This is a genomic window from Pedobacter sp. HMWF019 (genome assembly GCF_003061025.1).
Lineage (GTDB): Bacteria > Bacteroidota > Bacteroidia > Sphingobacteriales > Sphingobacteriaceae > Pedobacter.
In genome coordinates this window covers 1-13,870 of record NZ_QAIL01000041.1, presented here as the reverse complement: position 1 = coordinate 13,870, position 13,870 = coordinate 1, and the positions used below count along the sequence as shown (strand labels likewise).

Genomic DNA, 13,870 nt, shown 5'->3' with positions numbered 1-13,870 from the left:
ACTTGGTTAATGTAAACCTATCTCTAAACCAGTTCAAAAAAAATAGTCGTTTTTATGAAGATGATGGATTTTATTCTGATTCTTATAAGTTTGTGTTATGAAAGCAAATGATTTTAGAAAAAGGGAGGGATTTAATGGCCAGAAGCTTATTGTGCTTCCCAAGAAGATTATCAATGACTTTTTAAACAGTGATGCCATTACCAGGCAATTGCACATTACAGACATCGGTTATTATCCGAAAGCCCGGTTTCACTATGCGGAACGCAATGCGGGCATAGGGCAACACATCCTTATTTATTGCCTGGAAGGCTATGGCTGGGTGGAAATAAATAAAGAAAGAATAGAAATAGGCCCTTCGGAATTTGTAGTGATCCCTAAAAATTCTTCGCACAGATATGGGGCGAGTGAACATAAACCATGGACAATTTATTGGATTCACTTCAAAGGCGAGCTGGCAGGATATATCGTTGAACTCATCTTAAAAAATGCGGCTAATTTTCAGCCCAAACTGGCTTATAACGAAGAGCGGATGGCCTTGTTTGATGATATTTATCATACGCTTGAAATGGGGTACAGCAGTGATGCCTTACGCTATGTAAGTATGACCTTTTCTCATTTTTTATCCTCTTTGATGTACGAAAGAAAATTTGTTAATCCCGATCATAAAGCCGAAAAGGACATTGTGGAGCGCAGTGTGGGATTTATGAAAGAGAAGATCCAAACTTCTGTGACACTATCTGAACTTGCTGAGTTTTCGAGATTATCGGTTTCTCATTTTTCTTCGATATTTAAGGCTAAAACCGGTTACTCGCCGATAGAGTATTTTAATCATTTAAAGATCCAGCATGCCTGCCAGTATTTGTCGTTTACAGACCTGCCTGTAAAAAATGTTGCCATCATGTTGGGTATTCATGATCCTTATTATTTTACCAGAATGTTTACCCGTTTGATGGGGGTATCGCCTACGGCTTACAGAAAGAAGCAAGAGCATGCATTTTGAAAAATCACGAATGACGGTTGGTTTTAAGGCTCTTTACAAAGAGTTCATAAATACCTGTTTACTGGATTTGATTTCATAAATTAGGAATAATTTAATTGACGCTTATGAATCTGATCGCAACAAATAAAATAGCCAGTTATATAGAACAACACCCTGAAGCTCGAGTACCCTTGTTAACCTGGCTCAAAGAATTCCCATACCAGCAAGCGAGATGGAACTCTCTTGACCATGAGGGAAAGCCCCTTAGTGGCTGCGGAGGTGGGGAATTTGGGACTGGGATTGGAGAATATTGGGTTAAACATTTGGTGAATTACGACACAAAAACCTACAGGATTAAGTGGGTAGGAGATGAAGCGGAACGTAAAATAGAGGCGGATCGTGAGTTTAAACAGGTGTTGAAAAACTATCCGAATGCTGTAACCAGAACAGTGTCTGTTACGGAGACGATAGCTGTGCCTCCGCCAGCGCCCTATACGGATCCGGAAATGGATTCCTTTACCTTTACGACTATAGCAGGTGGAATTTCAACGGTGAACGAAAAAAGGCGGGATCCTGTCGCTATTTATGAGGTGCCTGCATTACCTAAAGGAGAGGGTTTTCAAAACGAGCAGGAGTATGAGGAGGGATTGTCCAGGGCATCGGAGATTTTTGCTGCAGAACCAGGTACCCCTGAATTTGAGGAGTTGTTGGTTTTACTTCCGTTGATCAGGGAATTTGAAAATCACAAACTGAAGTTTCCTGTGCTCCATAATTTTGAAATCGTTAAAGGCAGGCTGGAGATGTTTAAAATGAAGCCTACAGATTTACCTGCTATAGATGGGGGTGAAGAGCAGATAAACCTGTTTCTTTCTGGTCAATTGGAACTATCTGACGAAATTGTTGGCCAGATGTTTAAAGTTCTTTTTATCCGGATTCCGGTTGGTGATAAGAGGTTTTCTTTATGAGGTAACTATATAGAGCTATTAGAATCTTCTTTCTTCATTTGATGAATTGAGTTGTTTTGACGTTATGTTGATAGCGTGTAACATAACGTGGTAATGCGGTGTCATATGGGCGGATATAAATTTAGCTGCTACTTGTTTATAGTCAGAACAGTTTTATATTCAGAACTTATTTAAATCCTGGTCAAATGAAGAAAGGTTTCCGTTTTCTTATCGCTTTTTGCCTTATTGCGCTCTGTTTCGTTTCTGTTGTTCGTGCGCAGGATACTGTGCTAAATGTGGGCCCTAAGGGTAAGCTGGATTCTTTACATTCAACGATACTGAACCAGGAGCGGATGATCCAGGTGTTTTTGCCTGCGGATTATAAACCAGGTAGTGCGGATAAGTATGATGTTCTGTATGTGCTGGACGGGGGCAACTGGAATACTGGTTTGATCAAAAACGTGCAGAAGTTTGTGGAAGGTGAGGGTTTTATGCCGTCAACGATTATTGTGAGTGTGATGGGGATAGACCGGAACAAGGAACTCACGCCTACGCATCTAGACAGCTGGAAGGGCTCCGGAGATGGGAATAAGTTTTTGGGCTTTATCAAAAATGAGCTGATTCCTTATGTCAATAAAAATTATCCTTCCAATGGGGATAATACCCTTTGGGGACATTCTCTCAGCGGGATGTTTGTGGTGTATACGCTATTAAACGAACCCAACCTTTTTAAATCTTATATCGCGGTTGATCCCAGCATGTGGTGGGACAATTCTTATGTAGCTAAAATGGCGGTGAACAAACTGCCTGCATTGTCCGATCAAAACAGGACGCTTTTTATAGCCGGACGGCAGGATGCGCTTACAGATATGAGAATTGATACATTGGAAACGATTTTGAAAAAAGCAGCCCCTGCAAGCCTTAAATGGAAACTGAATGTATATACAGGTGAAACCCATAGTTCTGTGCGGATGAAAAGCAGCTATGATGGTTTGAGGTTTACTTATGAGGGGCTGACCAATAATATTCAGATCCATCCGATGAGTGGTATTGTGATGAAAAACAAACCTTTTCCGATTATATTTTTAGGCGATACGAATCAGGTGCATTATACGATTGACGGAACGGTACCTACCTTGTCCTCGCCAAAATCCCATTTTGAAATTAAAGTAACCGGGCCTGCGGCAGTGACCTATAAATCCTTTGGCAACCGGAGCCGCTATGATCAGCTGACCAAAGGCATTTTTACGACAGAGAAGATACGTGCAGCCAGTTCCAATCCTGGTAATTTGCAAAAAGGAGGCTTTAACTACGCGTATTATGAGGGCAATTGGGAGCAGATGCCTGATCTGAAAAACTTAAAACCGGTAAAAACAGGAATTACAGACAAAAATTTTGATCCTGAAAAGCTGCCTCGTAAAAATAATTATGCTTTGGTTATCGATGGGGTGTTCGAAAGTAAAGAAGAGGGCTATTACCTGTTTTTCTTCACGGCAGATACCGGCTCAAAGCTTTATATCGATAATAAGCTAATGGTTACCTGGGATGGGGGTTATACCAAGAGAGATTACTCTTGTATATTGCCCTTGTCAAAAGGATTTTATCCGTTCCGGATAGAATATTTCCATAAAAACCCGGATTTTAAATTGAACTGTACTTATATGGCGCCAAGTGCGATGACCACGAAAAACACGGTTCAAATTCCGGTTGAACAACAGTATGGAAAGAAGCCTTAATGATAAAGTACCCCCAAAAAGCATTTGAATTCTGGGGGTACTGCAATTAGAAAGCGCCTAGTTCTGCCAGGGATGCAAATTGCAATCCATCATAGGCAGACTTAGCAATGATCTTAAAATAACGTACTGATTTCGTGCTTGTGAAGTTAAAATATTGAGGGCCATTGGAGTTTGCTGCAACAAAATTACCTTCGGAGGTAAAGGCTGTTCCATTTGTACTCGTTAGGATTTCAAAATCTTTAACCGCTCTCTGTAAACCGCTTCTTTGGGTTAAACTGATCCCTTGTAAAGTCTTTTGAGCAGCCATGTCAATAACAATTTCATGGGGGTAGGAGGCCGCTGTTCCAGACCAGCGGGAGTGCCAGTAGGTAGATGGATTGTCATCAATGACGGCATTCGCCCTGCCACTAACCGGCCCTTCACCCGAGGTTTCCTCCGAACTGAATGAAGCAACCAGCCAACCCACTTTGCTCAGTTCATTTCTGCTGGAAAAACTGAGCACCGGAATATTATTTACAAATGCATAATCATAGGAACTCTGGCTGATTGTTCCGTTTTCATGCACCAGGCGGATCCTTAGTTCGTAGGGATTGCCATCTTTGTACTTAAATTCACTCACTGGCATTTCTACATAAAAACTATCCGTTCCTATGGTCTTAGACTCCCAGGTTACTGCATTATAATCGTGGTTTACACCTTTTCCTTCATTATTCACATCAGGGTCGTTATAGTACAAAATGCTGTTCACTTTGGTGTCCGTTTTAAAACGCCCGGAAAGCACAATCGCCTGTTTAGAAGAGGAATATTGCGCATGAATCTTCGTTATGCCGGCGTTTACAGTTCCATAATAGGTTTTGCTGTCGTTGTTGAAAATCTGATTCGCATTTAAGGTGGCTGCATCAGCTGCGGTTAAAAAAGTAGGAGACTTACCTAAAGTTCCATTTCCAGCCCACATGAGTGCCATCCCTTTATTTGGATCGTTATTTTCAGAAACCTTCTGGCAATTGTGCGGCAAATTTAATCCATGTCCAAGTTCATGTACCATTCCGCCGAACCAAACGCTAAAGCGATTTCCCAAAGCATCTGTTTTACCCAAATTGGCAACGTCCATTTCTTCATAATCCAGTGCATAACACCAGGTACCCGTACCAAAAAAGGGGCCACCACTTGGGTTGCCATCAGATTTAATGAGGTAGCGGGGTAAAATAATTAAGAAGTGGTCGCTGGTTTTATCTTCCGGATGCGCAGTAAAATAACTATTGACTTCGCTCTTCACATTATTTGCACCTGTATCGTAAGAGTAATCCGCTTTGCCTTTAGTACCATAAATCGTAATAATTTTGACGTTTGTTCTGTTGGCATCCACATACATTCCAAAAGTTTTGTTGGAATAGCCATTTAAGCTCATTTGATTTTTGTACCAGTCTTGAGTCCAGATCATCAAGGCACTTAAACGGCTTTGATAATTGGCAACCGGGCTTACATCATTTGGCACAAAATATACAAGGTTCAGGTTCCTGGCTTTATCCGAAGTAAATGTTCCTGGTGTTGGTCCGGAAACTGACAGTCCTGCGGCTGTGCTTTCGGCCTTAACTGCATTAGGAGCAGACTGAACAATTTCCTTTTTACAAGCGGAAACTGCCAGACTGCTCATCAATAATAAACTAATCATCTTCTTCATAGGTATATCTGCTTAGTATTTATAGACGTTCACTTCGGCCAGGTGCGTCGATTTCGCAGCAGCAGTTCTGGCCTCCAGCATGGTAATTCTGATGTACCTGTAGGACGCTGGAGTTATCGGATAGCGTTGAAATGTTTTTACAACAGGGTCCATGTTCAGGTTCTTTCCTAAGGATACCCAGTTGGTATTATCGGTGCTGCCCTCGAGATCAAAGCGGATAAAGCCATTGCTGTTGTTTTGTCTGGGTGCAAGATCAACACGGGTAACAAAATTCTCCTTTTTCATGTCAATGATCAGCCAATGTGGATAAGGAGGTTCAGAACCCGACCACATAGAATGCCAGTAAGTGCTGATGTCGCCATCAATTGCCGCTCCGGCCCTGCCATTCACCGCGCCTTCGCCCGTTAATTCTTCGGTGTCAGCAGTAGCTGTCCAGCCGGTTTTTGAAGCCAAGGTTTCAGCAAGTTTGGGTGCTACAATTAAAACCGTTTTTACTGTTGGATTAATCGTATAACCCGAAGCATTTTTGATGCTGATTGGCAGCAGGTAATCTTTAGCGGAATCAAATTTTCTGGAGAAATATTTTAAGGTTACAAAATTAGAAGAGACATCTCCCTGAGGGATACTCACATTTAGATTATCCAGCGTGTAAGCATCGGCGGGGAATTTTTCGTATAAAGCCAATCCGTTGTTTTTCCGGATCACATTCAAACTGTCAAAAGCACGATTGTCTACTTCAAAAGTTACATTTATAGCGTTAGCGGGTAAGCCGAGGGCGCCGTATTGCGCATTAAACTTAAATGTTCTGGCATCATCTGAGTAAGGGAAGATGTTCAAATTCTGCAAGCCTGTATTTGCTCTGGCAACAAAAATTGCTGCATTTAATTTTGAGTCTGTTTCTTCTGAATAGGAAGTATTCTTTTTACAAGCGGAGAAGGCTAAAAGAAATACCGGCCAAATTAAAAAGCGGTTCTTTATATTTTTAAGATACATGGAGTTTAAATTAAAGGGTTAGTATCCAGGAAACTGAACGAGTTGTTTGTTTCTGTCCATCTCATTTTGTCCGTAAGGAAGGAAATAGAATTTACGCTGCCATGCGGCTCTGGTAAAGGCTACAGTACGCACATGGAAATTTGGATCGGATAAGCTGGTCCCTGCATCCATATTCATCCCGTAAAAAGCCCCGCCTTGATTTGATCCGGCTTGATTTGGGATTTTCCAGCGGCGAACGTCATAAAATCTGTGCCCACCTTCGTAACACAATTCTATCCTTCTTTCCAGCCTGATTTGTGTGCGTAGATCTGATTGCCCCAAATCGCTGGTTAGCGCAGGTAAACCGGCCCTGCTCCGCACTAAGTTCAGGTATTTCAATACATCTGAATTTCCAGGATCGCTCTCATTTAAGGCCTCTGCATAGTTCAAGTACAATTCTGCCAGTCTGATCAGCATGGCAGGCCTTGTTACTGTAACTGAAGGACTCATGCTAAAAGTTGGATGGATATTTTTTCTGGCGGTGTAACCTGTTTTCGGCCAGTCGCGGGGTGCACCAGCTTTGCCCGATGTTCCTGAGTTAAAGAACTCCACTCTGGCATTATTCGCACCGGTTTTTGCTATCCCTGGGTTTACGGCTCCATTAAAGGTCACATCTGCATAAAAACGGGGCTCGCGGTTGGTGTACATCGTATTGGTGCCTGCTACATAATAATCGGTAGCGGTAGAAGTGTAGGTGTTTTCTTTATAAGCTGCATTTGAATTGATATTTGACCCATCGGCCATCCGAAAATCATCTACCAGGCTTTGTACCACACCAAGGCCGTTGTAAGCGGTTCCCTGCGTAGAGCGTGGGGCTGCTGATGCTTCCCAGGAGCCGGAGATGGCGGTAGAAGATCTTAACCATATACCTTCTGCTTTCCAGCCATTCCAGAATAGATCCCTGCAGGATAAAAATGCGGCTTTAAAGGGATTGGCATCGGTGGCTTTGTACAAGGATTTTCCATTGGCTTCGGCCAGATCAATCGCTGCTTTGGCGGCATCTGCGGCATTTTTCCATCTTGCAGCATTGTAAGTTTGATTGAAGAGTTGTTTGCCGTCCAGGTTTCTAAAGTCTGATAATTCTGTGTTTCCGTTAAACAAAGGACTGGCATGATACAATAAAATCTGGGATCTTACCGCACCTACAATGATCTTATTGATGCGGCCAGCTTTTGTCACGTCCAGATCGGTCGTACTTCCGGTGATGTAATTGTTGAGCGGTAAATTATTCTCCGCTTCGGTGATCTGAGCCAAAACAAAGGCCACGCATTCATCCCAGGAGCTTCTCGGAATTTGAAAATTATCTTCGGGAGTGGCTGATTTTAGTGGTGAGATGACCACCGGGCCTACTTGTTTCATGAGTAACCAATAATAATAAGCTCTTAAAAACTGTGCTTCGCCTTTATATTGTTTGATCAGGTCGGCGCCATTTACCAATGCTTTTATCTCTTCATTGTGGTCTACATTTTCTAAGAAAATGGTGCACAACCTTATTTTTTCATAATACGCATTTTGACCCGAGGGATTTGCATCTGCATTGATCGCACCACTGTTTAAAGCGGGGTTGGTCCAGTTGCTGGCATCCATTTCATCGCAGGTAATTGCGCTGGTATAATTATAGGGCATATCCCAGGGGTCTGGAATGGATGCATATAAACCGGTTAACCATTTTTCTGTTTGTGCCCTGTTTTGAAATACCCCGTCAACGGTAACCAGGTTATCAGGAACAGCATCAAAAAAGCCTTTTTTACAACTGGTTGGAAGCAGAAGCACCAGGCATAATGCAGTCAGTACCGTTAGTTTTATCTTAATCGTTTTCATGATTTCTTACTATTGAAAATTAACACGTAGACCTAAATTGTAAGTGGTGATGTTGGGATAAGTAGCGCCCCGGCCATCGCCAAGTTCCGGATCCCAGAACTTCCACTTCGAAAATGTAAGCAGATTGGTTCCGTTCGTGAAAATCCTGATTTTCTTAATGGCTGCTTTCTTCATCCATTCTCCTTTGAGCGTATAACCAAGCTCCGCACTTTTCAAACGAAGATAATCGGCTCTCTGGATCCACCAGGTGCTGGTATAGTAATTTGTAGTGGCATCCTGATTGGTCGATAAACGCGGATAAAAAGGTCTTGGATTTGGATTGTCGGGCGTCCATCTATCCAGTATCTGCGTATACATGTTGCCATAGCTGGAGCCCTGAGAGAATGGGGTGGTACCAAAACCACTTGCATAATTGAAATCAACTAAGGCTGCTCCTTGAAAAAACAAGGCAATATCGAAGCCCTTAAAACCGCCGCCAAAGTTTAATCCGTAAATAATGCGTGGTGTAGCGCCATAACCAATAGCGGTTTGGTCATTACTGTTGATGATGCCATCGCCATTTAAGTCTTTATAGCGGATGTCTCCCACTCTGACATCTCCCGCCTGCACCGCGGCGTTATCGATTTCATCCTGACTTTTGAATAAACCCATGGCAATATATCCAAATCTTTGGCTGATGGGCTGCCCGATACGGTTGAGATAATCATATCTCCAAGGCGGTTGACCATCATAAAGTGCAAGGTTTTTGTTGTAGTTAAAGGTTCCCCTAAAACTAAAAAAGCTCTCGTTTCTAAAGTTCTTGGTATAATTCAGGGTAAGATCGATCCCCTTGTTGTTCGTTTTACCGATGTTGTTGTAGGGGATATTGCCGATGGTAAAACCGGAGTTATAAGGGATAACATAGTTAGGTAACAGTATGCCTTCACGTCTTTCTTTGAACAGCTCGACGATTAATTGTAAATCGTTCTTTAAAAAGTTCAATTCTATACCCAGGTTGTTGCGGTAAGAACTTTCCCATTTAACATCTCCGCCGATACGCGATTCGTTATAGCCGGTTCCGCTTTGTATGGATCCCGGTTCACCAAAAGAATAAGATCCTGAAGAACCTAAGGTGGTGAGGTAAAGGAATCTAAAATTGGCGTTGTTCACCGCTGCGTTTCCGGATGCACCATAACTGTAGCGGAGTTTAAAATAAGAAACTACGTCTTTAAGCGGCTCAAACCATTTTTCATTGGAGACAATCCAGCCTGCGCCTATGGCAGGGAAAAATCCATATCTTCTGCTGGGAATAAAGGCATCAGAGCCCGAATAAGAGGCACTCACCTCGGCAAAATACCTGTCTTTATAGCCATAACTTACCCGGCCGTTAAAATTTCGCTGACGGTAGGGAATGGCTGCTTTGTAGCCGTAATTTTCAACATTGGCTGTCGCATCTGTATAGTTTGACTGGTTAAATAATAACAATCCGCCAATATCATGATCGCCAAATTTATTAGAGTAGTTTAAGGAACTTTCTGTATAAAACCTTTTATCCCCATACCGCGATGTGCCGAAAGCCAGATCGTTTGTGCCAGGAGAGGTGATCTGAGTGATTAAATTTCCATTGGCATCGCGTCCGGTTGCCCAATAGGTTTGCAATACGCGGGCGCGGGTGTAATTGATGTAATTGTTTAAGTCAAAAGCAAACATGGTGGAAAAGTTTAAGCCTTTTACAATCATGCTTAAATCTTGCGTTGCTTTTATGTTGGAACGGATCGTACTGGTCGAATTATTGGTAATACCTGATTGGGTAAGCGCCATATAAGGGCTAAATAAAGTACCCGCCAGCTGCGGCCATTGTCCGTTGGAATAACGCGCAGGTATAACGTGTGGAGCGGATGCGGTTGCGAGCGCAAAAATTTCGTCGGTGCCGTAATTGGGCTGGTTCCTGGTGCCCACATAGCCGTTAATTCCCAAAGCCAGTTTGGTGGTTTTGGTTACATTGACATCCACATTACTGGTAAAATTGAATCTGTCATAAGATAATTTGGCATCGTAGCTCTGGATATTATCTGTTTTAAATAAACCTGTTTCTCCAAAATAACCCACGGAAATGTAATAGGTGGAACTCTCGGAGCCGCCGTTCACGTTTAGTGTTGCACGTTTGTTCTGTCCATATTTATTGAATAAAACATCGTACCAATTTACATTAGGGTATAAATCCGGATCGACTCCACTTGCTGTTTTATCGATCTGTGTCTGGGTGTACAGCGGGGTTCTTCCACGCATGGTTAAGCCTTCATTATACAGCTGCATAAAATTGGGTCCGTCAATGAATTTAGGCAGATCTGTAAATTTATTGATGGCCTGGTTCAGCTCAGCGTTAATTTGAGGTTTGCCGGCTTTACCTTTTTTGGTATTGATGATGATGACACCATTGGCACCACGCGTACCATAAATGGCCGTTGAGGCCGCGTCTTTTAAGATCGTAAAACTTTCCACATCTTCCGGGTCGATGTTGTTGATGCTCCGGTCTGGCACACCGTCTACCACTAAAAGGGGGGCTTGCGGGCTGGAAGCAAATGTTCCGATACCCCTGATAAAAATGGAAGTTGCATCGGCTCCTGGAGCTCCACTTCTGGTATAGGCTACCACACCCGCCATACGGCCGGCAATGGCGGAGGAAAGATCCCGGACAGGAAGTTTTAATTCCTCGGGCTTTATGGTTACCTGCGCACCCACAAGACTGGTTTTCTTCTGTTTTCCATAGGCAACGATCGCAATTTCCTGCAAACTTCCATCCTCGGGTTCCAGGGTAATATTGATGTCAACCTTGTTTCTTACCGGAACGGATTGTTTCTTGTAACCAATAAAAGAAAATTCTAAATTGTCGGTCGGTTCTACATCAATAGAGTATTTACCATTTTCGTTGGTCGCTGTTGTTTTACTGGTGCCGGCCACGTGTACAGATACACCTGGTATTGGTTTTGAAAGCTCATCTTTCACCATGCCGGATACTTTATAAAACCTTTTTTCTTTTTCCTGGATAGGTTTTACCGTTTCCTTTTTTGAAATCATGAATTGATTTGCAGAAACTTTTCTGAATTCATAATTCGATTTTAATAAAAAATTCCTGATGGCCGTTTCGATCTGGTCTTTTGGCATGTTCAACAGGGCTGCATCGATCTGCAGGCTGTTTACTTCAGGTTGGTTGCTCACCACATTCATCTGATATTTATTGAACAGTACTTCTACTGCATCTTTAAAGATTAAACGTACCGGGTGATTTTTCTTCGCCGGAGCAGACTGGTGGGCATAGTTGCCGTCTGCCAATGCCGGCATTTTCTGGAATGGACTACCTGCATAGCTGTTGTTTAGCCATAGGAATACCATTCCTGTTACAAAGAGTAAAGGTCTTATCTTCATTTAGTTGGTTTTGGTTGGATTTTTTTTGTTTGTCGGAAAGCGTTTTTTTAATTCATGCGTTTCATCATAGGCGGTTCGGTTTTATGGTAATGGTATTTTGCTGTTTTACAATAGAGGCGGATAACATTGGTTTGAGCAGTTCCAGGAATTCCTGCTCTGTTTTGGCCACCACTCTGCCCGAGAGGCGGATATTTTTAAATTGTTCGGGCTGGTCAATTTTTACGGTAACGTTATAGGTCAGCTCCAGTAATTCCCGTATTTCTTCAATACTGGTGTTGTTAAATTCATAGTTTCCAGTCATCCAGCCCTTATAGAGGCTGGCATTCACGTTTGAAGGGATTAGCTGTTTGTTTTTAAGCAAAACCCTGTTGCCCGGATGTAGGGTGGTTACCTGGTTCTTAGTTTCTACCCTGACTACTCCCGTGTTAACTACAACACCTTCTTCCTCTCCGTGCTGCTGTACATTAAAGGAGGTTCCTAATACGCTGATGCTCAATGCAGCCGTTTTTATGGTAAAAGATTTCCTGTTTCCATGGCTATCCAATTGCTTGGCAACCTCAAAAAAGCCATCGCCCTTTAAATCGATGATCCGGCTTACCTGTTCAAAGTTTGAGGGGTAATGAATGGAACTTCCCGGTTTTAGCCAGACCTGCGAATGATCGGGCAGGAGCACCTTTTTCATGGCCTCATTCTTCGCCACCTGAATGGTGATCCATGTTGAGTTGTCATGCCTGGAATACAACAGGGCTGCACCGGCCAGGAGTATTACTGCAGCGGCATACCTCCATAGTTTTGGAAATTTTATCCCTTTTTTATCTGTTTTTTCTTCTCTGTTGTATTTTTCGGTGATGCTTGCCCATACTTGTGGATTGGCCGATACCTGACTTTCGTTTTTCGAGAGGGCTTCTGCCGCATCTTTGATTTTAAAATACAGGATTTTATTTTCCGGGCTCTGATCTATCCATTGCAGAAATTCAGCCGTTTCTTCCTCACTGGCCTTTCCTTCAATGTATTTTAGTATGAGTGTGTATGTTGCTTCGTCCTGTTTCATTTGTGTGTTTTATACCAGGAAGACGATGAGCTTTTAAAAACTACGTACTGATCGGAGAAAAAAAAATTTTTTGATCACCTGGAACGGTGCAGAACGATATTGGTTTTTTACAGGAGGAAGTTGAAAAGCATGCTGACATTGCGCAGGGCAAGCTTTAACTGCTTCATCCCTTTGTACACATGGGTTTCCACTGTTCGTGGAGAGATGTTAAACTCTTCGGAGATTTGAATGGTTTTTTTGCCGTAAATGAATTTTGAGATAAGAATTTCACGGCATTTATCTGGCAGGCTCTCCAGTGCTTGAAATAGGGCGGCTTCATCTTCATTTAATAGTAAACTCTGATGGTTTGAGGGATCGTAATAGCTGAGTTCGTCTAAATTGAGGCGAAGGATCTGATCTACATATTTTCCGTGTACGTTTTGTGATTTAACGTAGTCGAGGTATTTGTTCTTGATGGCTTTGTATACGTAATGTTCCAGCTTTCCGGCAATGGTTAGGGTGCCGCATTTTTTTAGCAACTGTAGGAATACGTCTTGTACTAAGTCTTTGGCTTGCTCTTGAGAAACAAACTTTGCTGCATAGTGAACCAATTTGGAGTAGTGTGCGATAAAAAGATCGTGCACATCTGTTTCGGTTAGATGTTTGGTATCCATCATCAGTTGGTTTTAGGTTAGCCCGATTGAAAACTAAACTAGCCACTGAATCCAAAAATAAAATGAAAAGATTAAGCACAAACGTTTGAGTAAGTGTTATGGGGTGAGGCGGAAATTGGGTTTGTGTTGTCTAAAAGAGAATTTTTTATGGTTTAAAGATTCTGATGTTAGGAGTTTTGTGGCTTTTGGTTTGGGTTTGTTGCTGGAATTGGGTGGGTTTTTGATTTTGGGTTGGAAATGGGGGATTGGATTGGGGCGTTCTACGAAAAAATAAGGAAGTTCGGGTTGTTCAGACAAACGTTTGCGTTAAATCTTATTTAGAGTAATGGGGAGCGAAAATATGTTTTCAGATCTCTCTGGACCTTCCGCGAAGAGCTTCAGGCCCTGATGTTCGATCTTGAAAACATATTTTCTTGGGTGCAGACCGGATTTCGAGTATTTGGCTAAAGTTATGAATGCTTATTATAATCTATTAATAATTGACCTCCCCCCGAAAAACCGGACCGCTGAAAAGTCGAAAAAATCGGGGCAATTACTTAACTTAAACATACAGTAATTGAGATGAAAA

At 42.4% G+C, this 13,870-nt stretch carries 9 protein-coding genes; 3 read left to right on the top strand and 6 right to left on the bottom strand.

What is annotated here, in order from left to right:
- Positions 1 to 97 precede the first annotated feature (97 nt).
- From DBR11_RS02915 to DBR11_RS02905, 3 genes are all read left to right on the top strand, one after another.
- The gene (locus DBR11_RS02915) at positions 98 to 1,000 is read left to right on the top strand and encodes an AraC family transcriptional regulator (RefSeq protein WP_108550118.1); all 903 of its coding nucleotides are present in this window, start codon (positions 98 to 100) and stop codon (positions 998 to 1,000) included.
- Between the two features lie 104 nt (positions 1,001 to 1,104).
- Positions 1,105 to 1,944: a hypothetical protein gene (locus tag DBR11_RS02910; RefSeq protein ID WP_108550117.1), complete on the top strand. Its 840-nt coding sequence runs from the start codon at positions 1,105 to 1,107 to the stop codon at positions 1,942 to 1,944.
- A 185-nt stretch (positions 1,945 to 2,129) separates the two neighbouring features.
- The gene (locus DBR11_RS02905; RefSeq protein WP_108550116.1) at positions 2,130 to 3,659 is read left to right on the top strand and encodes an alpha/beta hydrolase-fold protein; all 1,530 of its coding nucleotides are present in this window, start codon (positions 2,130 to 2,132) and stop codon (positions 3,657 to 3,659) included.
- Positions 3,660 to 3,705: 46 nt separating this feature from the next.
- Here DBR11_RS02905 and DBR11_RS02900 read toward each other — a convergent pair whose 3' ends face one another.
- From DBR11_RS02900 to DBR11_RS02875, 6 genes are all read right to left on the bottom strand, one after another.
- Complete coding sequence (locus tag DBR11_RS02900; protein WP_108550115.1) at positions 3,706 to 5,340, bottom strand: discoidin domain-containing protein; 1,635 nt, start codon at positions 5,338 to 5,340, stop codon at positions 3,706 to 3,708.
- A gap of 12 nt (positions 5,341 to 5,352) precedes the next feature.
- A complete protein-coding gene (locus DBR11_RS02895; RefSeq protein WP_108550114.1) occupies positions 5,353 to 6,333 on the bottom strand; it encodes a discoidin domain-containing protein in 981 nt (326 codons plus the stop codon).
- 18 nt (positions 6,334 to 6,351) lie between these two features.
- The gene (locus tag DBR11_RS02890) at positions 6,352 to 8,193 is read right to left on the bottom strand and encodes a RagB/SusD family nutrient uptake outer membrane protein (protein WP_108550113.1); all 1,842 of its coding nucleotides are present in this window, start codon (positions 8,191 to 8,193) and stop codon (positions 6,352 to 6,354) included.
- Between the two features lie 9 nt (positions 8,194 to 8,202).
- Positions 8,203 to 11,598: a TonB-dependent receptor gene (locus DBR11_RS02885; protein ID WP_108550112.1), complete on the bottom strand. Its 3,396-nt coding sequence runs from the start codon at positions 11,596 to 11,598 to the stop codon at positions 8,203 to 8,205.
- Positions 11,599 to 11,662: 64 nt separating this feature from the next.
- Positions 11,663 to 12,649 carry a FecR family protein gene (locus DBR11_RS02880; protein WP_108550111.1) on the bottom strand — a complete coding sequence of 329 codons (987 nt, stop codon included), beginning with the start codon at positions 12,647 to 12,649 and terminating at the stop codon, positions 11,663 to 11,665.
- 107 nt (positions 12,650 to 12,756) lie between these two features.
- Positions 12,757 to 13,305, bottom strand: coding sequence for an RNA polymerase sigma-70 factor (locus DBR11_RS02875; RefSeq protein ID WP_108550110.1), 549 nt, complete (start codon positions 13,303 to 13,305; stop codon positions 12,757 to 12,759).
- Between the last annotated feature and the right edge of the window lie 565 nt (positions 13,306 to 13,870).